The following is a 22,684-nucleotide window of genomic DNA, read 5'->3' on the forward strand; positions in this document are numbered from 1 at the left end:
AACGGGGCCCGATGTCAGGGCCATAACCCCGGCGAATCCGCCCCAACCGGGAGAGACACTCTCGCACTACAACTAAAGTTATACGGGCGATCGTCGTTACCAAATATTAGCGCGGCCTGTTGGAGGACCCCTTGGCCGCGGCAACTCATCTGACAAACTGCCACCCCGGGGATAGCCATGACCATCGCCAAACGACTTCTGCTGCTCGTCGGCGCTGCTTTAGCCAGCCTGCTGACGCTCACCTTCATCAACTATTACCAGATGAACAAGGTGTTCGACGCGACGAACTACGCAACAGTCAATGTCGTGCCAAGCCTCGAAACGCTGAACAAGGTTTCCACCGAATTCGGTCGCCTGCGCCTGCGCGTGTATCGGCATGTGCTGGCCACCGAAGCTGCAGAAAAGGCCGAGATCGACAAGTCGATCAACGAGGCCCGTGGCTGGATTGATCAAACCCTCAGTAAGTACCAGGATCTCATCAGCGACGCGGAAGACAAGCGCCTGCTCGAAGCCGAAAAGGTGGCGATCGTCGAGTACAACAAGGCCGTGGACAGCGTGCTGGTGGTTTCCCGGGAAAACCGCACTGACGAGGCGCGGGCCCAAATGAAGAAGATCCAGCCCGAGGCGGTCAAGTTCATCGAAACCCTCGAAGCACACATGAAGTACAACGAGGAACTCGGCAAGCGCTCGGCGGCAGAAGCCATTGCCACCAAGGATTCCGCCACCTGGATCGCCTTCGGCATCCTGGGTGTCGGCGCGGCGGCGATGATCGCCATCAGCCTGCTGACCATCCGCAGCATCACCAGCCGAATTGCAGAAGCCAACGCCATGACCGCACGCATCGCTGAAGGCGATCTGCGCCAGGCCGCGCGGACCTCCGGCGGTGCCGATGACGAGATCGGCGAGATCCTGTCCGCCCTCGAGAAGATGCGCGCCGAGCTGGCCCAGACGATCAGCGGCGTCATCGCCAATTCCAATCAGGTGGCCAGCTCAGCCACCGAGCTTTCGGCCACCGCCCATCAGGTGTCGGTGAGCAGCGAACAGCAGTCGGCATCCACGGCCTCTGCCGCCGCCGCGGTGGAAGAGCTGACGGTGAGCATCGACCACGTGGGCTCCAGCGCCGACGAAGCCAACGAACGCGCCATCGAGGCGGGTCGTCAGGCGGCCAACAGCGGCGCCGAAGTGGCCGCCGCCGCCGACAAGATCGGCAAGGTGGCCGATCAGGTGGAGAACACCTCCAGCCAGATCCAGCAGCTCTCCGAGCAGGTCCAGCAGATCGACAAGATCACCGTGGTGATCCGCGAAGTGGCCGACCAGACCAACCTGCTGGCCCTCAACGCCGCCATCGAAGCCGCCCGCGCCGGCGAGCAGGGCCGCGGCTTTGCGGTGGTGGCCGACGAGGTGCGGAAGCTCGCCGAACGCACCACCAGCTCGGTGCGCGAGATCAGCAATGTCATCAGCGCCATCCAGCAGGGCGCCATCGGTGCCGCGACCAGTATGCAATCGAGCCGTACCCTGGTGGGCGAGGTGGTGTCCTCGGCGGGCGCCGCCAGCGATTCGATGGGCAGCATCCGTGACGGCGCCCACACGATGCAGGGCGCGATCGAGAGCATCAGCGACGCCCTGCGCGAGCAGCGCGGCGCCTCCACCGAGCTGGCCCGCAACGTGGAAGCCATCGCCCAGATGTCGGAGGAGAACTCCGCCGCGGTGTCCTCGGTAGCCGATACGGCCCACCGCCTCGTCAGCGTCTCGGACCACCTCAAATCGAGCGTGGCCCGCTTCAGGGTGTAGCAGCCCGTTTTGCCCGGTACCCTGCGGCCGCCTTCGGGCGGCCGCAGGGTTTTGTGGCGCCCAACTTGAGCAACCGGATTTGCGGTTACCCAGAAAGAGATACAAAACCCACCTCTTTCGGGAAATTTAATGGTCATTTCATCAAGTTCGGCCCGGCGGTGCCGTAGCTGGCGTTATTGCCACGCCGACCCGGCGACCCCCTTCGCCGCCCGATGCTGAGACGCCGACCATGACCATATCAAACCGCCTGTTGCTCCTCGTGGGCATCGCCATCGCCAGCCTATTGACCCTCGCCGGCATCAACGCCTATCAGATGCACCGCGTCTACAACGCCGCCAACTTCGGTAACGAGAACGTGGTGCCCAGCATTCAGCTGCTCAACACCATGACATCCGAGTTCGGACGACTCCGCGTGCGCGCGTACCGCTTCACCATCCAGACCGATCCGGCCGACCGGGCCTCCCTCGAGAAGCTGATTGCCGAGGCACGTGCTCACATGGACAAGGCCCTGAAGGCTTATGAGCCGCTCGTCGCCAACGACGAAGACCGCCAGCTGCTGGAGAGCGAACGCACCGCCCTTGCCGAATACAACAAGCACATCGACGAAGCCCTCGCCCTGGCCAAGGCCGGCCAGAACGCCGAGGCCCAGGCCCTGCTGGTCAAGAACGTGGCCTCCGCCCTGCGCTTCGACGATCAGCTCAGCGCCCACATGCGCCTCAACGAGAAACTGAGCCGGGAAGCCACTGAGGGCGGCGCGGCCACCAAGGCCAGTGCCAACTGGATCGCCGCTGCGCTGCCGATCGCCGCCAGCCTGATCTTCATGCTGATCGGCCGGGGCATCGCCCGCAGCATCACCACCCGCCTGGATGACGCCAACCGGATGGCCGAGCGGATCGCCAACGGCGATCTGACCTCCGCCGGCCAGCTCGCCCGTAACCACGACGAGATCGGCCAGCTGCTGGGCGCCCTCGAAAAGATGCGCACCGAGCTGGCCAACACCATCACGGCCGTCGTCAACAACTCCAACGAAGTGGCCGGCTCGGCGACACAGCTGTCCACCGCAGCCCAGCAGGTCTCGGTGAGCAGCGAGCAGCAGTCGGCCGCCACCGCCTCGGCCGCCGCCGCGGTTGAAGAACTGACCGTGAGCATCGACCACGTGGGCAACAGCGCCGAGGACGCCAGCCACCGCGCAGCGGAAGCCGGCAGCCGGGCCGCCGAAAGCGGCCGTGGCGTCGACGCGGCCGCCATCAAGATCAACCAGATCGCCTCCCAGGTGGAGAGCACCGCCGAGCAGATCCAGACCCTGTCGGAGCAGGTCCGCCAGATCGACTCGATCACCGTGGTGATCCGCGAAGTGGCCGACCAGACCAACCTGCTGGCCCTCAACGCCGCCATCGAAGCCGCCCGCGCCGGCGAACAGGGCCGCGGCTTTGCGGTGGTGGCCGACGAGGTGCGCAAGCTCGCCGAACGCACCACCAGCTCGGTGCGGGAGATCAGCACCGTCATCAGCACCATCCAGCAGGGCGCGGTGGGCGCGGTGACGAGCATGCAGTCCAACCGCGCGCTGGTCACCGAGGTGGTCGCCTCGGCCGGCGCGGCCAGCGATTCGATGGGCAGCATCCGCGACTCGGCCAGCACCATGCAGGGCGCGATCGAGAGCATCAGCGACGCCCTGCGCGAGCAGCGCGGTGCCTCCACCGAGCTGGCCCGCAACGTCGAAGCCATCGCCCAGATGTCGGAGGAGAACTCCGCCGCGGTGGCCTCGGTGGCCGGCACGGCCCACCGGCTGGTGACTGTTTCGGACAGCCTCAAGTCCAGCGTGGCCCGTTTCCGCGTCTGAGCGACAGGCCTGCCAGATCAGGCTGCGACACTATGACGCACCGTTTTGGTGCGTAATTTTGCGATCCATCAACCATTTTCGGTAGGCCGGGATTTAAGGTGCGCGCTCTTGCCAAATAACAGGGAGCGTCACCATGATCCGCCGTGTTCCGCACCGGCCCGCCGTCCTTCCGCTGGCCCTCGCCAGCGCCTTCGCCTGCAGCCTGCCTGCCCTCGCCGCCCAGCCCGAAACCCTCGGCCAGGTGGTCGTCACCGCGCCGGCGATGGAAGCGCCGCTCACCGTCACCACCGATCCCCGCGCCCCGCGCCAGCCGGTGCCCGCCCATGACGGCGCCGACTACCTCAAGACCATCCCCGGCTTCTCGGTGATCCGCAAGGGCGGCACCGACGGCGATCCGGTGTTCCGCGGCATGGCCGCCTCGCGGCTGGGCATCCTGCTCGACGGCGAGATGATCCTCGGCGGCTGCGGCATGCGCATGGACCCGCCCACCGCCTACGTCTTCCCCGAAGCCTTCGACCGCATCACCGTGCTGAAGGGCCCGCAGACGGTGAAGTACGGCCCCGGCAACAGCGCTGGCGTGGTGCGCTTCGAGCGCAGCCCCAAGGTGCGCAGCGGCTACTCGGCCTACGCCGACGCCAGCCTGCTGGTGGGCAACTTCGGGCGCAACGATCAGATGTTCGAGGCCGGCGTCGGCAACGAGCGCTTCTACGGCGAGCTCACCGGCACCCACTCCCACGCCCAGGACTACCGCGACGGCAAGGGCCGCAGCGTGCATTCGGCCTACGACCGCTGGAGCACCAACGGCGCCCTGGGCTGGACGCCCGACGCCGACACCCGGCTCGAACTCACCTTCGCCCGCAGCGACGGCCGCGCCGCCTACGCCGACCGCTCGATGGACGGCGTCAAGTTCGACCGCAGCAACGTCGGGCTGAAGTTCGAGAAGCAGCGCATCAGCCCGCTGCTGGCCAGACTGGAGGCGCAGGTCTATCACAACTACGTGGATCACGTGATGGACAACTACACCCTGCGCACGCCGCCGATGATGAAGATGGTGAGCAACCCGGATCGCCAGACCCAGGGCGGGCGCATCGCCGCCACGCTGGATCTGTCGCCCCGCACCAGCCTCGAGACCGGGCTGGACTTCCAGCGCAACGAGCACACCCTGCGCACCGCCAGCGGCGCCGCCGTCGCCAGCTACGCCGGCAAGCCCCGGGTGGCCGACATGCAGTTCTCCAGCTGGGGCGCCTTCGCCGAAGTCGCCCACGAACTCGACGCCACCCACCGCCTGCTGGGCGGCGCGCGGGTGGATTTCAGCGAGGCCGAAGACAAGCGCAGCGGCCGCAGCACCTCGGGCCAGACCGACAAGGACACCCTCAAGGCCGGCTTCCTGCGCTGGGAGAACGCCTACGCCCCCACCACCACCCTCTTCGCCGGCCTGGGCCACAGCGAGCGTGCTGCCGACTACTGGGAGCGCAGCAAGTCACCCGCGGCCACCGCAATGAGCAGCGGCAGCGCGAGCACCTTCCTGCTCAAACCCGAAAAGACCACCCAGCTCGACACCGGTGCCATCTACGCCGCCGGCGGGCTCCGGGCCTCCATTTCAGCCTTCTACGCGAAGCACAAGGATTTCATCCAGATCCGCCGCATCGACGCCTACGCCAGCGACGCGCTCAACATCGACGCCACCACCTACGGCCTCGAAGGCGACCTGAGCTACCGCCTCGCCACCTTCTGGCAGACCTATGCCACCCTCGCCTGGACCCACGGCGAAAACGACAGCACCGGCCAGCCGCTGTCGCAGATCGCCCCGCTGGAGGCCCGCCTGGGCGCCGGCTACGACGACCGCACCTGGAGCGGCGGCGCCCTGCTGCGTCTGGTGCAGGGCCAGAAGCGCTACGACACCGGCTACGGCAACATCGTCGGGCAGGACATCGGCAGCTCGGCCGGCTTTGCGATCTTCTCGGTCAATGGCGGCTATCGCCCGGCCAAGGGCACGCTCATCAGCGCCGGCATCGACAATCTGTTCGACAAGACCTACGCCGAGTTCATCAGCCGCGGTGGCGCCAGCATCGGTGGCTTCACCCAGACCACGCGGGTTAACGAGCCCGGCCGCACCCTCTGGCTGAAGGCGAACTTCGAGCTGCGTTAGGCGGACTCGGCCGGCCTGCCCGCCAGCGGCAGGCTCACCCGGAAGGTCGTCCCCGCGCCCGGCACGCTCGTCACCTCGATGCGGCCGCCGTGGCGGGCCACGATGTCGTAGGAGATCGACAGGCCCAGGCCCGTGCCCTTGCCCACCGGCTTGGTGGTGTAGAAGGGGTCGAAGATGCGCCGCTGCACCTCGGGCGGCATCCCGACGCCGGTGTCGGCCACTTCGATCCACACCAACGCATCGTCGTGGCCCGTGCGCACGGTGATGGTGCCGCGCTCGGTGATGGCCTGCGCGGCGTTGATCAGCAGGTTCATCACCACCTGATTGATCTGCGCCGCCAGGCAGGGCACGCGGGGCAACGCCGGGTCGTACTCGCGCACCACCTCGGCCTTGTACTTCAGCTCGTTCCACACCACGTTGAGGGTGCATTCGATGCCGGCGTTGAGGTCGGCCTCCTGCCATTCGGCCTGATCGACCCGCGAGAAATCCTTCAGGTCGGCCACGATCTTGCGCACCCGGTCGAGCCCGTCGCGGGATTCGCCAAGCAGGGCCGGGATGTCGTCCTTCAGGTAATCGAACTCGGCGGCGGCAAAATCCGCCTCGGTCGCCTCACCGGTGCGGCAGCGCTCCAGCAGGGCGATCATCGAGGCGTTGTAGCCCTTGAGGGTGGAGAGGTTCGAGCTCACGAAGCCCACCGGGTTGTTGATCTCGTGGGCCACGCCCGCCGCCAGCACGCCGATGGACGCCATCTTCTCGGACTGCAGCAGCTGGCTGTGGGCCGCTTCCAGTTCGGCGATCTTGCCGTCCAGCTCCAGCCAGCGCCGGCGCAGCGCCTCCAGCAAGGCCCAGCCGCCCAGGAAGACCACCGCAAACGCCGCCGCGTGGGCCAGGCTGGTCTGGCGGATGCCGGCGCGGGTGGTCGCCTCGATGGGCGCGAAGCGCTGGGTGACGCTGATGCCACCGCGGACGTCGCCCAGCTTGTAGCCCTGCCTGGCGTGGCAGGCGAGGCAGCTCTCCTGCACCTTCAGGGGCGCCATGTAGCGCAGCATCTCGCCCTTCGGGCCGTGCTCGACGCCGGTGGTCTCCACCTCGCCGCGCTCGAAGCGCTCCAACGCCTGGCGCTCCCAGGGGTCGGCGATGTTCTCCGGGCGGATCGGGCGCAGGCTGGTGAGGCGGAACTCCACGCCGCCGTCGCTGGCCGCCATGCTGGCGATCAGGCGCGTCATGTAGGCCGGATTCACCATCGTGAGCTGCTGGCCGTCGGTGGTCGTCACGTCGCGGCGGGGGTGTTCGAGATAGGGATTGGGCGGAGTTTCGGGTGTCACCGGCACGTAGATGCCGCCGTGGGAGGCGTTCCAGTTGCGGGTCAGCATGACCATCCGGAACATGTTGCGGGCACCCTCGATGCCCACCTGGATGGACTGCTCGCGGATGCGCGCAACCTGAACCTCCAGCGAGAAGCCGACCACGGCCCCCCAGACCACCAGCAGGGCCAGCCACCACACCCGCTCGCGCACGAAGCGGGAAACCCGGCGAGGGGCGGCTACCGCCTGAACGGACGGCTCTTTCATCTCAAACAGGGGCAATTCCGGTTTGGCGACGAGCGTCGCCGACGGCCGTTTAACGACATCGCGGGGCCGTTCTGAACCGCTGGCGCGTCAGCCCACCAGCGCCACCGACTTGATCTGCGCCACCACGTCCATGCCCTCGACAAGACCGAGCTGGTCCTTCGACAGCCGGGTGATGCGTGCCAGCAACGGCGTACCCGCCGCATCCAGGCGAACCAGGCACTGGGCCGGGTGGGCCGCCGGGGCAAAACCGCAGATCCGCGCCGGCAGGCGATTGACGATGCTCGACGGATTGTCGGCCGCCAGCGCGATGCTCACGTCCCGGGCCTGGATCTTCAGCCGCGCCGGGGCGCCCACCGCCAGCGCCTTGCGGGTGACCTGAATGCTGCCGCCGGCGAACGCAAGCCGGGTGAGCTGATAGGCCTCGTCGTGGGCGGCCACGGTGGTATCGACCAGCACCGCGGCCTCTTCGTCGAGGGCGATGGGCAGATCGAGCCGGGCCAGCAGCTCGCGACAAGGCCCGCTGGCCCGCACCCGGCCCTGCTCCAGCAGCACCAAGTGATCGGCAAGCCGCAGCACCTCGTCCATCGAATGACTCACGTAGATCACCGGAATCGCCAGCTCGTCGTGGAGGCGCTCCAGATACGGCAGGATCTCCTGCTTGCGGGCCGCATCCAGCGCCGCAAGCGGCTCGTCCATCAGCAACAGCCGCGGGCTGGTGAGGAGCGCCCGGGCGATCGCCACCCGTTGCCGTTCGCCGCCGGAGAGGCGCTCCGGGCTGCGGTCGAGCAGATGGCCGAGGCCCAGCAGCTCCACCGCTGCATCGTGGCTCACCCGCCGCTCGGCTGGCGCAATGCGCTTCTGGCCGAAAGCCAGGTTGTCGCGCACCGACAGGTGGGCAAACAGGCTCGCCTCCTGAAACACATAGCCCAGCGCCCGCTTGTGGGTGGGCAGGCAGATGCGCCGGGCGTCGTCCTGCCACAGCTCGCCATTCACCTCGACCCGCCCCGCCGCCCGGGCGAGGCCGGCCACGCAGCGCAGCAGGGTCGTCTTGCCCGAACCCGAAGCGCCGAACAGCGCCGTCACGCCCCGCCCGGGCAGGGCGAGATCCACGTCCAGCGCAAAATCGGCCAGGGGCAGCCGGGCCCGGATCGACAGCCCGCTCATGATCCGAACCCCGACGTACTGCGCGCCCCGCCGAGCACATAAAGCCCCAGCAGCACCGCGAACGAGAACACCAGCAGGCCGGCGGCAAGGCCGTGGGCCTGGGCGTATTCCAGCGCCTCCACGTGGTTGTAGATCTGCATCGACAGCACCTGGGTCTTGCCCGGAATGTTGCCGCCGATCATCAGCACCACGCCAAACTCGCCCACCGTGTGGGCAAAACCGAGGATCGCAGCGGTGATGAAGCCGGGCTTTGCCAGCGGCAGCGCCACCGTGAAGAAGGCCGCCAGGGGCGAGGCCCGCAGGGTGGCGGCCACCTCCAGCGGCCGCTCGCCCATCGCCGCAAAGGCGTTCTGGATGGGCTGCACGACGAAGGGCAGCGAATAGATCACCGACGCCACCACCAGCCCGGCAAAGGTGAACGGCAGCCCGCCGATGCCAAGGGCGTGGGTGAGCCGCCCCACCGGCCCGTCCGGCGCCATGGCCACCAGCAGGTAAAAACCGAGCACCGTGGGCGGCAGCACGATGGGCAGCGAGACCACCGCCCCCACCACCCCGCGCAGCCGCGACCGGGTTCGCGCCAGCCACCACGCCAGCGGCGTGCCGACGATGAGCAGCAGCACCGTGACGAGGGTGGCGAGTTCAACGGTCAGGCGGATCGCCGACCAGTCCGCGGCGGTCAGTTCCATGGCGTGCTCACAGGTCGTAGCCGTAGGCCTTGATGACCGCCTTCGCGGCGTCGGACTTGAGATAGCCCATCAGCGCCGCGGCCGCCGGGCTGGCCTTGCCCTTGTCGAGCACCACCGCGCCCTGGCGGATCGGGGTGTGATACTTGCCCGGCACCAGCCAGTACGAGCCATCGATGAGCTTGCCGTCCTTGTGGATCTGCGCAAACGCGATGAAGCCCAGTTCGGCGCTGCCCGACACCACGAACTGCTGGGCCTGGCCGATGCTCTCGCCGGTCACCAGCTTCGGCTGCAGCGCATCGGCCAGCCCCAGCGCCTTCAGCGTCTCCACCGCCGCCAGTCCATAGGGCGCCAGCTTGGGGTTGGCGATCGACAGGTGCTCGAACTTGCCTGATTTCAGCACCTCGCCCTTGTCGTCCACAAAACCCGGCTTGGGCGACCACAGCACCAGCTTGCCGATGGCGTAGGTGAACTGGCTGCCGGCCACGCCGTCGCCCTCCTTCACCAGCCGTGCCGGCGTCTCGTCGTCGGCCGCCAGCAGCACCTGGAAGGGCGCGCCGGATTTGATCTGGGCGTAGAACTTGCCGGTGGAGCCGAACACCAGCTGGGCCTTGTGGCCGGTGGCCTTCTCGAAATCGGCGGCGATCCGCTGCATCGGCGCGGTGAAGTTGGCGGCCACCGCCACCGACACCTCGTCGGCCTGGGCTGCGAAGGACGCGCCCGCCAGGGCAAGACTGAGGGCGAGGGTGTGAAGGACGGGTTTCATGATTCTCTCCGGCAGGTTGGAAGTCAGTCGAAAACGGCGAGGATCACCGACGTGGCCTGGAACACCGCGCAGGCCTCGGAGCCCACCTGCAGCTCCAGGTTGTCGATGCTGTCGTGGGTCACCACCGAGGTCACGTTGCGCCCGCCGGGCAGGGTGATCGTCACCTCCGAGCTCACCGGCCCCTCGTGAATCGCCGACACCGTGCCCCACAGGTGGTTACGGGCGGTGGTGCGCGCGGCCGGGTCGGTGATGATGAGCACCGACGGCGCCTTCACGAAGGCATGCACCTCCTTGCCGATGGTGAGCTCCAGGTTCTCGGCGCTGGCCCGGGTGATGACCGCGACCAGCTCGTTGGCGTCGTCGAGGCGTAGACGCACCTCGAAGCTCACCTCGCCCTCGCGCAGCCCGGTGATCGCCCCGACGAACTGGTTGCGCGCGCTGGTGCGCATCGACATGCGCCGCAGCAGGGTCTGGAACTCGCGCACCGTGCTGCCCTCGGCGCCACCGAGGCGCTGGGAGAGACGGTCGATGGCCTGCTGGTATTCCTGCTCCACCGCCCGGTACATGGCGATCACCCGCCGGCCGTAGTCGGTGAGGGCCGTGCCACCGCCGTGCCTGCCGCCCACCGAGCGCTCCACCAGCGGTGCCTCGGCGAGGTTGTTCATCGCATCCACCGCATCCCACGCCGCCTTGTAAGAAAGCGGCACCGCCTTGGCGGCCTGGGAGATCGAGCCGTAGCGGTCGATGGATTCCAGCAGACGGATGCGGGTGTCGCCGAGAAAGGTGCCGAACTCGGTATCGACTGTCAGCTTTCCGACAAGCTTGTGCTGAATGGGGCGGCGGGTTGTCATGAATCTACCTATATATCAGGCTATACAGCGTGGCGTACTGTACTCCAGCAAATAACGGGCCACAAATGCTGCAGTGCGCTATGGTTGTAACGATGCAGCCGGGGCTCCTAGAGTGGGCACCAGAGCCAGCCTGCTCGTCAGGCCAGCCTGCAAAATCACCCATACCAGGAGCAATGAAATGAAAATCAGCGCGCGCAATGTCTTTGATGGCACCGTCGGGGCGGTCAAGCTGGGCGCCGTCAACAGCGAAGTGGATATCGCCCTGCCCGGCGGCCAGAAGATTGTCGCCACCGTCACCAACGACAGCGTGGCCGAGCTCGGCCTTGCTGCCGGCAAGGCCGTCAAGGCCATCGTCAAAGCCTCGTCGGTGCTGGTGCTGGCCGATGGTGCCGACGTGAAGCTGTCCGCCCGCAACCGCCTCGAAGGCACCGTCAGCGCCATCGTCGAAGGCCCGGTGAGCAGCAGCGTGACCATCGCCCTGCCGAGTGGCGACAGCGTATTTGCCACCATCACCCACGAAGGCTCGATCGCCCTGGGCCTGAAGGTCGGCTTGCCGGCCGCAGCCATCTTCAAGGCTCCGTCGGTGATCGTCGGCGTCAGCGCCTGAACGACAGCAGCCTCGTCACCACGGCGCGGATGGTGCAGGGCGGAACGCCGAACGGCGCGCTGCCCCGCCTTTCTATATCTGCCGCCATATAGCGCATCCGGCAGCCGGCGTCGGCAATAGCGCTCTGCTATTTCTATCAGAGATCAATTCAACTGGAGCCATTCACGGCGAAGATCGATACTTGCTTCGACACCACCGCAGAGCCGGCGCCAGTATCACAGCCGGGCATCGACAACCGTCGACGGCGGTGTGAAGACGCTCTCGGGAGGTCCTCGCCAGCGCGAACCACCGGCACCGACCGGCGCTCAAACGCTTGCCGGGCCCATCGCCCCCGGGAGAGAACCGTGGAACGAGAACAACAAGACAGGATCGCCGCCATGCCCCGCTGCCAGGATGCCACCTCCATCGCTGCCCCCTCCGGGGATCTGCTCGCAAGCGCCGGCCGCCACGGCCTGTTCATCCTGGGCGGCATCAGCTTTGCCGTCGGCGCGGTCGGCCTCGTGCTGCCCCTGCTGCCGACCACCATCTTCTGGATCATCGCCGCCTGGGCCTGGAGCAAGAGCTGCCCGCGCCTGCAGCAGCGCCTGTACGCCGTCCCCGGCGCCGGCGCCCACGTGCGGGCGTGGATCGAGGAAGGCCGCATCAGCCGTCGTGGCAAGCACTTCGCCCTGGCCGGGCTGGCCTTCGGGCTGGCCACCTGTACTTGGGCGCTTTACGCCACGCCGCTGATCCTGGCGGCGGCCGGCCTGCCGCAGGTCATTGCCGGCTTCTACATCGCCAGCCGGCCGGAGTGACCCGGCCGACTCAGGTAATCCGGATCAGCGGCTGCCCAGCCACACATCCAGCCCCTGGGCGTTGAGCTCAACGTCCAGGGCCAGGATGCGTCGGGTTTCGGCTTCCGACGTCTTCCAGCCGCCGCGCTTCGCCTCCTCGGCCACCAGCGCCCAGATGTCGTCCTCGATCAGCTGCTTGCGCGCCTCGCCCGCCCCTGCGTGACGCTCGGCGATGGCCACGTGGGCGTCGATCAGGCGGTGCAGGTCGGCCGCCAGGCGCGGCACGTCGGTGACCTGCGCGTAGTGGGTGAGGTACATCGCCACCGGCTGCTCGGCCTCCATGCGGCGGATGGAGTCGTGCATCGCGTCGGGCTCGAACTGCACCGGCGTGGTGGTCGGGAAGATGCTCGGCCGGCCATCCACGTCAAACTGGCGGTAGGACAGCCCGAAGGTGTCGCCGGTGAAGAAGCTGCGGCTTTTGGTATCGAGATAGCACACGTGATGGCGCGCGTGGCCCGGCGTGTCGAACACGCGGATGGTGCGCCCGGCGAGGGACAGCTCCAGCCCGTCGGTGGCCTCGATAATGCGATCGGCCGGCACCGGGATCAGCTCGCCGTAGAGCGCCTTCGCCCGCTCCGGCCCATACACCGCCGACACGCCCGCAAACAGCTTCGACGGCTCGGCCATGTGGCGTGCGCCACGCGGATGCACCACCAGCTTGGCGTTGGGAAACGCCCGGATGAAAGCCCCGGCGCCACCGGCGTGATCCAGGTGGATGTGGGTCAGCAGCACGTAATCCACCGCCTCGGGCGACAGCCCGGTCTCGGCCAGCGCCTGCTCCACATGCACCAGCGCGTCGTTGTTGCCGGTATCCACCAGCGCCGCCCGGCCGCCCTCCTCGATCAGGTGAATCGCCGCCACGTCCGTGCCGGTGTAACCCGAATCCACGGCGTAAATCCCGTTACCGAAAGCGCTCAAACCCTGCATCACGATCCCCTGACGAAAAGATTCGATTCTATCCATTCGGCAGCGTATGGCACCCAATTGCGTTACATCAATGTTTCAGTTTCAAAAAAAGCGCCCAATGTCAAGTAAGAAAAAGACTTACAAGACGAGAGGAGAAAACCCATGTTGACGCTGCAAGACTGCATCGAGCTGTCCGATCTGTCCGAGGACGAAATCCTCGCCATTGCCGAGCACGAACACATCCCCGAAATGGCCGCCGTCGAAATGGGTTGCTACCTCTGCCACACGCCCAGCGGTGAAAAACGCATCCGCCGCATGATCATCGACGACATCCACCACGCCCGCGAAAAGGGCGACACCGCCCACGCCGCCATGCTCAAGACGGTGCTCAGGCACTACGTCGCCGAGCACCACGGCACCAAAGCCTAGATCTTTCGGCATATCGTCACGCGAAGCGCGGGTTGGCATAATCCGGCGACCCGTCTTCGTTTCCCCGCTTCCATGGCAATCCTCCGTTGCAACAAATGTGGCCACGTCGCCGAAGTCCCCGGCGAGCTCACCGGCCAGCAGATCGCCTGCCCCCAATGCACCCAGCCGGTGGCGGTCTACGACACCGTCCTGTTCGTGCGGAAGGTGCTCCAGCAGTATTTCAGCCAGCGCGACGAGCTCAACACCCTCAAGGCCCAGCAGGCGAGCGCCTTCCCCACGCTCAATGAAAGCCCTGCCGCGGCGGCTGGCGGCACCGATCTGAGCATCGACATCCATAACTCCGACCACCTGGCGAGCGAAGCCCAGCACGCCGCCGTGCTCCAGTGGTTCGAGCGCCGCCAGATCCAGATCCGCGCCAACCACGATGCGGTGGACACCACCGGCTTCTTCGACGAGATCGCCGTCGAGCTGGGCGACAACTACGACCAACTGCGCGAAGTCGTGGACAAGATCCGCTGGGGTCAGCAGAAGGATGTGCCCAATTTCAGCCTCAACCTCGGCAAGCTCAGCCAGAAGGACGGGCAAACCCTCAACGCCTTCTGCAAGCGCCTCTACGACTGCGCCTTCCTGGCCAAGTATTTCTACCAGAAGCAGGAGAAGATCGGCCGCGGCACCATCCAGTCGGCCCCGACCATCCGCAGCTTCTTCGGCGGCGAATGGCTCGAGTGGTACGCCTTCATGAAGGTGCTGGGCCTGCTCCGCGAGCGCCGGCAGCGCTTCTCGTGCGCCCGCCAGCTGTCGGTGATCTTCCCCAACGAAGACCTCCACGAGCTTGACGTCTTCTTCCTCATCGACGGCAACACGCCGGTGTGCATCGAGTGCAAGACCGGCGAGTTCCGCCAGGACATCGACAAATACCTGCGCCTGCGCAAACGCCTCGGCATCGACCGCAGCCAGTTCATCCTCTGCGCCACCGGCCTCACCGACGAGCAGGCGGCCGGCCTCTCCAGCACCTACGAACTGACTTTCGTCACCCTGAACGGCCTGACCACCCATCTCTCCCGGCTGTTCTGAGGCGGGCCGGGGTAAAATCCCGCCCCTATGAGCCGCGCCCGCGAAACCCTATTCCACGTCTTCGGCTACACCCAGTTCCGCGGGCCGCAGGAAGACATCGTCGAACACGTCAGCGCCGGTGGCGACGCCCTGGTGCTGATGCCCACCGGCGGCGGCAAGTCCCTGTGCTACCAGATCCCCGCGCTGCTGCGCCCGGGCGTGGCGATCGTCGTGTCGCCGCTCATCGCGCTGATGCAGGATCAGGTCTCCGCGCTGAAGGAAGTGGGCGCGGCGGCGGATTTCCTCAACTCCAGCCTCAGCTTCGACCGGGCGATGGAGATCGAGCGGGCGATGCTCGCCGGCGCGCTGGATCTGCTCTACGTGGCGCCGGAGCGCCTCGTCACGCCGCGCTTCCTCGATCTTCTGGATCACCTCCACGAAGCCGGCCAGTTGGCGCTGTTCGCCATCGACGAAGCCCACTGCGTATCGCAATGGGGCCATGATTTCCGGCCCGAATACCTGCAGCTGTCGATCCTCCAGGAGCGCTACCCGCAGATCCCGCGGATCGCCCTCACCGCCACCGCCGACGCCCAGACCCGCCGCGAGATCGCCGAGCGCCTGCGTCTCACCGACGCCCGTGAGTTCGTCTCCAGCTTCGACCGGCCCAACATCCGCTACACCATCGTCCCCAAGGACAACCCCCGCGCCCAGCTGCTCGCCTTCATCAAGGATGGCCACCTGGGCGAAGCCGGCATCGTCTATTGCTCGTCCCGCAAGAAGGTGGACGAGACCGCCGCGTGGCTGCAGGAGAAAGGCATCGCCGCCCTGCCCTACCACGCGGGCATGGGGGCCGACGAGCGGGCGATCAACCAGGACCGCTTCCTGCGCGAGGACGGCATCGTGATGGTCGCCACCATCGCCTTCGGGATGGGCATCGACAAGCCCGACGTGCGCTTCGTGGCTCACCTCGATCTCCCCCGCTCCATCGAGGGCTACTACCAGGAAACCGGCCGCGCCGGCCGCGACGGCCAGCCCGCCGAAGCCTGGATGGCCTACAGCGTGGCCGATCTGGTGCAGCAGCGCCGCTTCATCGACCAGGGCGAGGCCAGCGACGAGGTGAAGCGCGTCGCCACCGCCAAGCTCGACGCCCTGCTGGGCCTGTGCGAAACCACCGGCTGCCGGCGCCAGCGCCTGCTCGGCTACTTCGACGAAGACTCCGCCCCCTGCGGCAACTGCGACACCTGCCTGAACCCGCCCGAAGTGCGCGACGCCAGCGAATCGGCCCGCAAGGCGCTGTCGTGCGTGTTCCGCACCGGCAGCCGCTTCGGCGCCGCCCACGTGGTGGACGTGCTGATCGGCAAGGCCACCGATAACGTGAAGAAGTGGCAGCACGACCAGGTGAGCACCTTCGGCATCGGCACCGAACTCGACGACAAGGGCTGGCGCACCCTGATCCGCCAGCTCGTCGCCCACGGCGCCCTGGCGGTGGATCACGAGCGCTACGGCGCCCTCACCCTCACCGAGGCCGCGCGGCCGATCCTGCGCGGCGAGGCGGGCTTCACCCTGCGCGTCGATCCCAGCCCGACCAAAAAGAAGAAGGACGGCACCCGCCGCAGCGCCGACTGGCCCGAGGCCACCGGCGAGGAAGCGGAGCTCCTGGGCCGACTGCGCGCCTGGCGGGCCAGCACCGCCAAGGAGCGCAACGTGCCGGCCTACGTGATCTTCCACGACGCTACCCTGCGCGACATCGCCCGCCGCCGCCCCGACAGCATCCTCGCGCTGGCCACCATCTCGGGTGTGGGCGACCGCAAGCTCGACGCCTACGGGCAGGACATCATCGCGCTGCTGGCCGAGGCGGGGTAAGGCGCCTGAAGTCAGGCCAGCAAGACAAAAGCCGCCCGGCCTTCACGGCCTGGCGGCTTTTCATGCCCCGCACGTGGCGCGGGGCAGATCAGGCGGATCAGCTGATGACCGAACTCACCTGAATGGTCTGGTGACCCGACCCGTAATTGGCGTTGTAGGTAATCTCCACCTCACGGGCGCCGGCAAGGGCCGTCACGGAGTTTGTACACAGGAACGCCAGCGGTCCGTTCTTCAGATCCGACAGCTGCAGGTTGCGCACCTCCCCCGTCTTCTTGTCGGGCACTCGGGCGGTCATCTGCGCAATGCCTTCGGCACCGCATTTGGCGGCCTGGATCAAGGTTATGGTCGTCATCATTTCACTCCTCGATAATGGACTGGAATCCGGTTCCAGCGAATGGCCGCATCGCTGCGGCGGGATATAAAACGGGCAGGCGATCAGATCAGCGCCTCGAAAGCCTTCGATGAGATCACCTGGGCAAAGGCCGTCATGTCCATCACCGTGTAGCGGGCGGTGACGGCCGAGCGGGCCTGCTCCTCGATGACCGTGGCGCAGCGCTGGGCCAGGGCGTCGGGCAGGAAGCACAGCACCGGGACGAGGTCGGCGTTGTTGATGACCGCCCAGAACTTGACCGAGGCAACGCTGCCCGTCCACTTCGCCAGATCCTTCGGGTCCAGTGCCAGACTCGAGCTGCCGCCCATGGAGATCATCTGCTGCTCCTTGAGCTGCATGAGCGTGTTGTGCTTGCTCTGGCTGAGGTCGCTGTACGAATAGCCCACGTCGAACTTGGCCGTGCCGGAATCGGTCTCGAACTCGCCGTTCGCCGCAAAGTTGAACTCGTTCAGCAGGCTTTCCTGGTCGCTCTTCGCGTTCGACTTTGCAACCATGCTCCGCTGCAGCTTGCCGCCCACCGTCACGCGGCAGGGGTAGAAGTAGCCGAACTTCCTGAACACGTCCCGATGCAGCGCCTCGTACTGCTGGGGCAGCGAGGTGCAGGTCTCGAAGACCTTCTCGACCGCCGCCTGGAAACGCGGCGCACAGCGCAGATCGGCCTCCCTGTCGAAGAGCAGGACCACCTTGGGCACCAGCGTCTGGTTGGTCAGGAAGATGTCCGTGGTCTCCTGACGCTGGAGCTTTTCCAGGTCGTGCCGGAACTCCGCGGCGATCCCGCAACCGGCGTAGCTCCCCGAGGCCTTGGCGGCATGCACGCTGCGCTGGCGGAACTCATTGAGGATGCGGCTCGCGGTCGCCGTGGTCACGCTGCAGGCCGAGTAGTTGGGCGGCGCCGAACGCATGATGCGGTTCTCGTGGATGTACTCCACCGGCGCATCGTCCGAGCGCCGCGTGAAATCCATGTCGAGCGGGTTCGGCCCGATGTACAGCCCCCGGTTGAGGTAGAGCATCGTGTAGAGCGCCTTGACCTGCTCCAGGCTCAGGCTGGTGAACAGCTCCGGCACCTCCACCTCGGCGCCATTGAGCTGCACCTCCAGCTCCTTCAGCAGATCGGGCGGCGAGCCCTCGTCGGGCAGGCCCCAGGCCGGCGGGCGACGGGTGGTGTCGACGAAGGACGGCGTGCCTGGCTGCCCGGGGCGGACCGACGGCTTGCCGGACTTGGCCGACAGGATCCGCACACCGCCCTTCTCCGCCTCGACATCGCCCAGCGTCCAGCCCGCCTCCTGATCCGGCGCCACCTTGCCGCCGGCCTTGTCGGCAAAGTGGTCGTCCTTCTGGATCCACGCTCCCAGCGCGGTCCGCGCCGCGGCCAGGGTGTCCTCGGGCTTGAGCTTGAGGGACTTGCTCTCCTCGTCGACGCTGCGGGTGAAGGTGAAGGGCCGCGCATCCTGGGGCTTGGCCGCCACCGCGTCGTGCACGGCCACCACGCCTTCGGCGCTGGCGATGTCCTTCAGCGCCCAGTCGCCCTCTTCGGCCACGGCGATCTCGCTACCGTCGCGGCCCAGAAACAGGTCCGACGCGCCCAGCCAGGCCCCCAGCGCGGTGCGCACCTCGGCCAGCGTGAGGGTGGGCTTCAGCTTGAACGCACGCTTGCCGCCCTCGTTCTTGCGCTGGAAGGAGTACATCGCCGGCGGCATGTCCGCCGCACTCGTCCGGATGGAGAGCCGCAGCTCCGTCGCGTCCTTCGTGGCCAGCAGGCTCTCGATCTGGGTGCCCGCCTCGTTATCCTTGACGACCGCGAAGCCGTCGCTGAGAAAGACGTCGCCGTCCTTCATCAGCTGCTCCTTCACCAGCTGGGCGCGCACGTCCTGGAGGCTCTGGGTCCGTTCGAACTGCAGGACGGTGTTCCTGGTCGAATCCGTCTCGTTGATGATCTTGACGCTAATCTTGGTCATATCCGCTTTTCCCCGAAATCCGGCATTGCGCCGGCATCAGCGCGCCACCAGGAAAGTGACATGCAACACCCCGAACCGCTCCTGCGGGCTCTCCTTCTGCACCTGGATGCGCTCGAAGACCTGCTCCGCGCCCTCGTCCCGCCACAGACCACCGGCCCCCACCCCCGACGACGCCGTCGCCATGCCCAGCCCGTCGGCGAGCGGCGGTGGCGCCTGGCGCACCGGGCGCGCGGGGGGCGTGGCGAGATTGCGCGGATGCCGCTCGTCGTACACGCGCCCCGAGATGGGGTCGAGATACTGCAGGACGGGCCACGCCTCGATGTCGCAGCTCCAGTGCGCCATCGCCTCACCGGTCGACACGCCACCGTCGATCCGGGCACGCGCCGAGTCGATGGTGAGCAGGTCGGACGAGGACTGATAGCGCCGGATCGTGGCCGTCATCATCCCGTTCTCGTCTACGCGATCGACCGCGTAGAGCTTCTCGACGACGGTCTCGGCGTTGCTGCGGATGGAGAAGCCGAAGCCCACCTTCGCCGCACAGCGGATCCGGATCGACAGGGCCGCATTGGCCGGCGCGATGACCGCATGGGGAAACAGCCGCCCCTCCACAGCCGCGTTGCCGCCGGCGCTCAGGCGCACATTCGTCATCATGCGCAGGGTGGCATCCTGATTCCGGGGCTTCGCCAGCGCGTCGGCCATGTTCAGGCCGAACTGCACTTCCATGTTCGGGTGAACCCGGAACCACTCCGTATCGGTGCCGCTACTGATCTCGATCATGGCGCCGCTCACAGCAGGTCAATGCCATAGAAGAGGGTCGTGCCGGCCGCGCGTTGTACCGCGGTGTGGCCGTTCGGCGCGTACAGGAAACCCGGCCCGCGCTTATCCACGCCAGCCACGACGCGGACGAAGATCTGCAGGCTGTCGCCCACCTCGGGCGGCTGGCCGTTGAAACGCAGGGTGCCCAGATCGATCTTCCGCCGCTGCCCGATCGGATAGCGCCCGCTGTTCCAGTTCTCCCCCGCGCCATCGAGGCGGCCGGCGACATCGCCCCGATACACCTCGAAATCCATCACAAAACCGCCGTCGTTGAGGCACTCGGCGAACTGATAGTACTTTTCCACCTGACCGGATTCCGAAACCATGTCCATTTCCTTTCGTGACGTGTTGAGTTGTGCGACATACCCTGTCGCTCACCTGGCCCTGAGGCTTCATGCGCATGGCTGCTGCATCACAGCGCCCTGCCAATGCCAAAAGAGTATTCACGTCATCAGCCAAAACCGCCATAATCCGGATTGACTACGGCTAGTCCTTCCCGACTAGAGGCGGCGGCCATTGCCGCTCTTCCCGATCCCCGGTCGCGCGTTCTTCTCGTTCCCTCCCCACTGTCCCTGTAGCGCCGCGCCCCCGGCTCCGCGCGAGGAGAATCCATTGATGCAGCACTACCGATTGCTCCTGATCGACGACCACACCCTTTTCCGCACCGGCCTGCGCCTGTTGCTGGGCGACACCCTGCCAACGTCCGACATCCTCGAAGCCGGCTCAGTCATGGAGGCCGTCGAGCAGCACGGCCGCACCGCCATCGATCTGATCCTGCTCGACCTCCAGCTGCCCGGCCTGAGCGGGCTGGAAGGGACGCAGGTGCTCCACCGGCATTTCCCGGCGGCGCGGATCATCGTCGTGTCGGGCACCACCGAGGCCTGGACGCCCGAGATGGCGACCCGCTACGGCGTCTCCGGCTTCCTGTCCAAATCGGCAACGCCGGAGCAGATCGAAGCCAGCATCGCCCAGAGCCTCCAGGCCCCGCCGCCCTACTCTGCGCCGCGCACCGCGGGCCGTCCGGGCTCGGGCTCGCCCGGCCCGCTCACGCCGCGCCAGCTGGAAGTCCTGCACCACCTCGGCCTGGGGCGCTCGAACAAGGTGATCGCCCGTCACCTGGGGCTGGCCGAGAACACCGTGCGGGTTCATGTGGCCGCCATCCTCGCCCACCTCAACGTGGCGAGCCGGATCGAGGCGGTGCTGGAAGCCCAGCGCCGCGGGCTCCTTCGCCAGACGCCATGACCTCGCCCCTGCGCCTCGACGCCCCCCACCTGCTGGCCGCCGGGATGGCGCTGATAGACCAGAGCTTCGGCATCGCCATGCTCGGCTGCTTCCTCGCCTCGGTGCTCCTCGGCAGCGCCGTCCTGCTGTCCGGCGGGCCGGCCCATGTCGGGCTGTGGTGCGCCGCGATGGGCCTCGCCTGCGCCTTCGGTCACCTGTGGCGGAGGCGCAACCCGGCACGGGTCACGCCGGCAGGCGCCCAGGACTACGCCCGGTGGATGACCGCGCTGCTGATCGTGCTCGGCAGCCTGTGGGGCCTGGCCGGCTGCGTGTACATGGATCTGGAGTCGCCCCCGTCGGTGGTCTCCGCCCTGGCCCTGATCGCCGGCATGAGCGCCGCGGCCCTGTCGATCTTCTCGCCATGCCTGCCCGTCGCCATCGGCTTCCTCTTCCCCGCCATCCTGCCCGTGTGGGCCTACGTGCTCATCGCCGGAAGTGCGCAGTATCTGTGGCTGTGGATCGGCATCCCGCTGTACCTGCTGGTGCTCACGGTGTTTGCCCGCAACTACGCGCTGGTCGCCCGCCGCTCCATCCTGCTGCGTTTCGAGAACCTGGAGCTCGTCGAGCAGCTGCGCGCCGAAACCCTGCGCGCCGAAGAGGCGAACCGCGCCAAATCGGTCTTCCTGGCGGCGGCCAGTCACGACCTGCGCCAGCCGCTGCACGCCCTGGGGCTGTTCATCGCCTCGCTCCGCCGCACCCCGCTGGACGAGGGCCAGACCGACCTGCTGACCCACATGGACGGCGCCGCCCGGGCCGCCGGCGAAATGCTCAACACCCTGCTCGACTTCTCCCGCCTGGAAGCGGGCGTGATCGAGGCCAACCCGCAGCCCTTCCCGCTCCAGCCGATGCTCCGCAAGCTCGAAGCCGAGTTCGCCCCCCAGGCCGAGCAGAAGCAGCTGGTGTTCCGCCTGCGGGACACTCCGGCGATCTGCCACACGGACCCGAGCCTCCTGGAGCTCGTGCTGCGCAACCTGATCGCCAACGCGGTCCGCTACACCGAGCGCGGCGGCCTCCTCATCGCCTGCCGACGGCCCCGGGCGGGGCTGGCGGTGATCGAGGTGTGGGACACCGGGATCGGCATTCCCGCCTCCCAGCACGAGACGATCTTCCAGGCCTTCCACCAGCTCGGAAATCCCGAGCGCGACCGACGCCACGGCCTCGGCCTGGGGCTCGCCATCGTCCGCCAGCTGGTCAGGACCATGGATCTGGCGCTCAGCCTCGCCTCCCGCCCCGGACGCGGATCGGTGTTCCGGGTGGCCATCCCGTGTCACACCGACGCGCCCAGCCCGCCGTGGCCGGCCGCCGCCACGACGGACCAGCCCCATGATCTGCACCGGCTCCGGGTGCTCGTCATCGACGACGACCAGACCGTCCTGTGCGCCATGCGCGCGCTGCTGGAAAGCTGGAACTGCGACTGCCGGACGGCCGAATCCGAAGCCGCCGCCATCGACTGCCTGCACGACTTCGAACCGGCGGTGGTCATCACCGACTACCGCCTGCGCGGGCATCGCACCGGGCACCAGGCCCTCGACGCAATCCGGGCGTTCCTGCAGCGCCGGCCGCCGGCGATCCTGATGACCGGCGACACCGCCCCCGACCGCCTGCGCGAAGCCATGGCCGGCGGCGTGCGGCTGCTGCACAAGCCGATCAGCGCCGAAGCCCTCCTCGAGGCCGTGCTGCAGCTGGCGCCGGCACGCCCCGACTGAGCGTCCGGATTACCTGCACGCACGATGCG

At 67.4% G+C, this 22,684-nt stretch carries 20 protein-coding genes; 10 read left to right on the forward strand and 10 right to left on the reverse strand.

The annotated features are described in order from the left end of the window. Window positions 1-177: 177 nt before the first annotated feature. The 3 genes from QQK25_RS06700 to QQK25_RS06710 all read left to right on the forward strand — a co-directional run bounded on the left by QQK25_RS06700 (window position 178) and on the right by QQK25_RS06710 (window position 5,780). Window positions 178-1,791, forward strand: a complete 1,614-nt coding sequence (locus QQK25_RS06700; protein WP_284187238.1) for a methyl-accepting chemotaxis protein — start codon at window positions 178-180, stop codon at window positions 1,789-1,791. 229 nt (window positions 1,792-2,020) lie between these two features. After that, window positions 2,021-3,631: a methyl-accepting chemotaxis protein gene (locus QQK25_RS06705; protein WP_284187239.1), complete on the forward strand. Its 1,611-nt coding sequence runs from the start codon at window positions 2,021-2,023 to the stop codon at window positions 3,629-3,631. 133 nt (window positions 3,632-3,764) lie between these two features. After that, the gene (locus QQK25_RS06710; RefSeq protein WP_284187240.1) at window positions 3,765-5,780 is read left to right on the forward strand and encodes a TonB-dependent copper receptor; all 2,016 of its coding nucleotides are present in this window, start codon (window positions 3,765-3,767) and stop codon (window positions 5,778-5,780) included. Here QQK25_RS06710 and QQK25_RS06715 read toward each other — a convergent pair. The 5 genes from QQK25_RS06715 to QQK25_RS06735 all read right to left on the reverse strand — a co-directional run bounded on the left by QQK25_RS06715 (window position 5,777) and on the right by QQK25_RS06735 (window position 10,815). Next, window positions 5,777-7,351 carry an ATP-binding protein gene (locus QQK25_RS06715; protein ID WP_284187241.1) on the reverse strand — a complete coding sequence of 525 codons (1,575 nt, stop codon included), beginning with the start codon at window positions 7,349-7,351 and terminating at the stop codon, window positions 5,777-5,779. The two genes, QQK25_RS06710 and QQK25_RS06715, sit on opposite strands and share 4 nt — an antisense overlap. Before the next feature lie 87 nt (window positions 7,352-7,438). Then, window positions 7,439-8,515, reverse strand: coding sequence for a molybdenum ABC transporter ATP-binding protein (modC, locus tag QQK25_RS06720; protein WP_284187242.1), 1,077 nt, complete (start codon window positions 8,513-8,515; stop codon window positions 7,439-7,441). Next, on the reverse strand, window positions 8,512-9,201 hold the full coding sequence (gene modB, locus QQK25_RS06725) for a molybdate ABC transporter permease subunit (protein ID WP_284187243.1): 690 nt from the start codon (window positions 9,199-9,201) through the stop codon (window positions 8,512-8,514). The genes modC and modB overlap by 4 nt, the downstream gene beginning before the upstream one ends. Before the next feature lie 7 nt (window positions 9,202-9,208). After that, window positions 9,209-9,964, reverse strand: coding sequence for a molybdate ABC transporter substrate-binding protein (modA, locus tag QQK25_RS06730; RefSeq protein ID WP_284187244.1), 756 nt, complete (start codon window positions 9,962-9,964; stop codon window positions 9,209-9,211). A gap of 23 nt (window positions 9,965-9,987) precedes the next feature. Next, a complete protein-coding gene (locus tag QQK25_RS06735) occupies window positions 9,988-10,815 on the reverse strand; it encodes a TOBE domain-containing protein (protein ID WP_284187245.1) in 828 nt (275 codons plus the stop codon). A gap of 178 nt (window positions 10,816-10,993) precedes the next feature. On the opposite strand from QQK25_RS06735, the gene QQK25_RS06740 reads away from it, so the two are divergent. Together QQK25_RS06740 and QQK25_RS06745 are read left to right on the forward strand one after the other, a co-directional pair. Next, window positions 10,994-11,422: a TOBE domain-containing protein gene (locus QQK25_RS06740; protein WP_284187246.1), complete on the forward strand. Its 429-nt coding sequence runs from the start codon at window positions 10,994-10,996 to the stop codon at window positions 11,420-11,422. Between the two features lie 377 nt (window positions 11,423-11,799). Further along, the gene (locus tag QQK25_RS06745) at window positions 11,800-12,216 is read left to right on the forward strand and encodes a YbaN family protein (RefSeq protein ID WP_284187247.1); all 417 of its coding nucleotides are present in this window, start codon (window positions 11,800-11,802) and stop codon (window positions 12,214-12,216) included. 24 nt (window positions 12,217-12,240) lie between these two features. Here QQK25_RS06745 and QQK25_RS06750 read toward each other — a convergent pair whose 3' ends face one another. Beyond that, window positions 12,241-13,182, reverse strand: coding sequence for an MBL fold metallo-hydrolase (locus QQK25_RS06750; protein WP_284187248.1), 942 nt, complete (start codon window positions 13,180-13,182; stop codon window positions 12,241-12,243). A 141-nt stretch (window positions 13,183-13,323) separates the two neighbouring features. Between QQK25_RS06750 and QQK25_RS06755 the strand changes: the two genes are divergently transcribed. The 3 genes from QQK25_RS06755 to recQ all read left to right on the forward strand — a co-directional run bounded on the left by QQK25_RS06755 (window position 13,324) and on the right by recQ (window position 16,506). Further along, window positions 13,324-13,590 carry a hypothetical protein gene (locus QQK25_RS06755; RefSeq protein WP_284187249.1) on the forward strand — a complete coding sequence of 89 codons (267 nt, stop codon included), beginning with the start codon at window positions 13,324-13,326 and terminating at the stop codon, window positions 13,588-13,590. Window positions 13,591-13,662: 72 nt separating this feature from the next. Continuing rightward, the gene (locus tag QQK25_RS06760) at window positions 13,663-14,664 is read left to right on the forward strand and encodes a PDDEXK family nuclease (protein WP_284187250.1); all 1,002 of its coding nucleotides are present in this window, start codon (window positions 13,663-13,665) and stop codon (window positions 14,662-14,664) included. 27 nt (window positions 14,665-14,691) lie between these two features. Continuing rightward, a complete protein-coding gene (gene recQ / locus QQK25_RS06765; RefSeq protein ID WP_284187251.1) occupies window positions 14,692-16,506 on the forward strand; it encodes a DNA helicase RecQ in 1,815 nt (604 codons plus the stop codon). Window positions 16,507-16,603: 97 nt separating this feature from the next. Here recQ and QQK25_RS06770 read toward each other — a convergent pair whose 3' ends face one another. From QQK25_RS06770 to QQK25_RS06785, 4 genes are all read right to left on the reverse strand, one after another. Beyond that, on the reverse strand, window positions 16,604-16,858 hold the full coding sequence (locus QQK25_RS06770; protein WP_284187252.1) for a hypothetical protein: 255 nt from the start codon (window positions 16,856-16,858) through the stop codon (window positions 16,604-16,606). Between the two features lie 83 nt (window positions 16,859-16,941). After that, complete coding sequence (locus QQK25_RS06775; protein ID WP_284187253.1) at window positions 16,942-18,852, reverse strand: MAC/perforin domain-containing protein; 1,911 nt, start codon at window positions 18,850-18,852, stop codon at window positions 16,942-16,944. Between the two features lie 36 nt (window positions 18,853-18,888). Further along, entirely contained in the window at window positions 18,889-19,629 is a 741-nt protein-coding gene (locus QQK25_RS06780; protein ID WP_284187254.1) for a hypothetical protein, read from the reverse strand. Between the two features lie 8 nt (window positions 19,630-19,637). Then, entirely contained in the window at window positions 19,638-19,994 is a 357-nt protein-coding gene (locus QQK25_RS06785; RefSeq protein ID WP_284187255.1) for a hypothetical protein, read from the reverse strand. 289 nt (window positions 19,995-20,283) lie between these two features. On the opposite strand from QQK25_RS06785, the gene QQK25_RS06790 reads away from it, so the two are divergent. Together QQK25_RS06790 and QQK25_RS06795 are read left to right on the forward strand one after the other, a co-directional pair. Continuing rightward, window positions 20,284-20,910: a response regulator gene (locus QQK25_RS06790; protein ID WP_284187256.1), complete on the forward strand. Its 627-nt coding sequence runs from the start codon at window positions 20,284-20,286 to the stop codon at window positions 20,908-20,910. Beyond that, on the forward strand, window positions 20,907-22,655 hold the full coding sequence (locus QQK25_RS06795) for an ATP-binding response regulator (RefSeq protein WP_284187257.1): 1,749 nt from the start codon (window positions 20,907-20,909) through the stop codon (window positions 22,653-22,655). The genes QQK25_RS06790 and QQK25_RS06795 overlap by 4 nt, the downstream gene beginning before the upstream one ends. Window positions 22,656-22,684: the final 29 nt, after the last annotated feature.

The sequence above is a fragment of the Zoogloea oryzae genome (genome assembly GCF_030161255.1).
Classification (GTDB): Bacteria; Pseudomonadota; Gammaproteobacteria; order Burkholderiales; family Rhodocyclaceae; genus Zoogloea; species Zoogloea oryzae.

Bases quoted from the DNA above. Each gene is read 5' to 3' on its own strand.
- QQK25_RS06795 (WP_284187257.1), top strand. From the start codon at position 20,907: ATGACCTCGCCCCTGCGCCTCGACGCCCCCCACCTGCTGGCCGCCGGG.
- QQK25_RS06755 (WP_284187249.1), top strand. From the start codon at position 13,324: ATGTTGACGCTGCAAGACTGCATCGAGCTGTCCGATCTGTCCGAGGAC.
- QQK25_RS06740 (WP_284187246.1), top strand. From the start codon at position 10,994: ATGAAAATCAGCGCGCGCAATGTCTTTGATGGCACCGTCGGGGCGGTC.
- QQK25_RS06780 (WP_284187254.1), bottom strand. From the start codon at position 19,629: ATGATCGAGATCAGTAGCGGCACCGATACGGAGTGGTTCCGGGTTCAC.
- QQK25_RS06785 (WP_284187255.1), bottom strand. From the start codon at position 19,994: ATGGTTTCGGAATCCGGTCAGGTGGAAAAGTACTATCAGTTCGCCGAG.
- QQK25_RS06710 (WP_284187240.1), top strand. From the start codon at position 3,765: ATGATCCGCCGTGTTCCGCACCGGCCCGCCGTCCTTCCGCTGGCCCTC.
- recQ (WP_284187251.1), top strand. From the start codon at position 14,692: ATGAGCCGCGCCCGCGAAACCCTATTCCACGTCTTCGGCTACACCCAG.
- QQK25_RS06770 (WP_284187252.1), bottom strand. From the start codon at position 16,858: ATGACGACCATAACCTTGATCCAGGCCGCCAAATGCGGTGCCGAAGGC.
- modC (WP_284187242.1), bottom strand. From the start codon at position 8,515: ATGAGCGGGCTGTCGATCCGGGCCCGGCTGCCCCTGGCCGATTTTGCG.
- QQK25_RS06700 (WP_284187238.1), top strand. From the start codon at position 178: ATGACCATCGCCAAACGACTTCTGCTGCTCGTCGGCGCTGCTTTAGCC.
- QQK25_RS06775 (WP_284187253.1), bottom strand. From the start codon at position 18,852: ATGACCAAGATTAGCGTCAAGATCATCAACGAGACGGATTCGACCAGG.
- QQK25_RS06715 (WP_284187241.1), bottom strand. From the start codon at position 7,351: ATGAAAGAGCCGTCCGTTCAGGCGGTAGCCGCCCCTCGCCGGGTTTCC.
- QQK25_RS06705 (WP_284187239.1), top strand. From the start codon at position 2,021: ATGACCATATCAAACCGCCTGTTGCTCCTCGTGGGCATCGCCATCGCC.
- QQK25_RS06745 (WP_284187247.1), top strand. From the start codon at position 11,800: ATGCCCCGCTGCCAGGATGCCACCTCCATCGCTGCCCCCTCCGGGGAT.
- modA (WP_284187244.1), bottom strand. From the start codon at position 9,964: ATGAAACCCGTCCTTCACACCCTCGCCCTCAGTCTTGCCCTGGCGGGC.
- QQK25_RS06735 (WP_284187245.1), bottom strand. From the start codon at position 10,815: ATGACAACCCGCCGCCCCATTCAGCACAAGCTTGTCGGAAAGCTGACA.
- QQK25_RS06750 (WP_284187248.1), bottom strand. From the start codon at position 13,182: ATGCAGGGTTTGAGCGCTTTCGGTAACGGGATTTACGCCGTGGATTCG.
- modB (WP_284187243.1), bottom strand. From the start codon at position 9,201: ATGGAACTGACCGCCGCGGACTGGTCGGCGATCCGCCTGACCGTTGAA.
- QQK25_RS06790 (WP_284187256.1), top strand. From the start codon at position 20,284: ATGCAGCACTACCGATTGCTCCTGATCGACGACCACACCCTTTTCCGC.
- QQK25_RS06760 (WP_284187250.1), top strand. From the start codon at position 13,663: ATGGCAATCCTCCGTTGCAACAAATGTGGCCACGTCGCCGAAGTCCCC.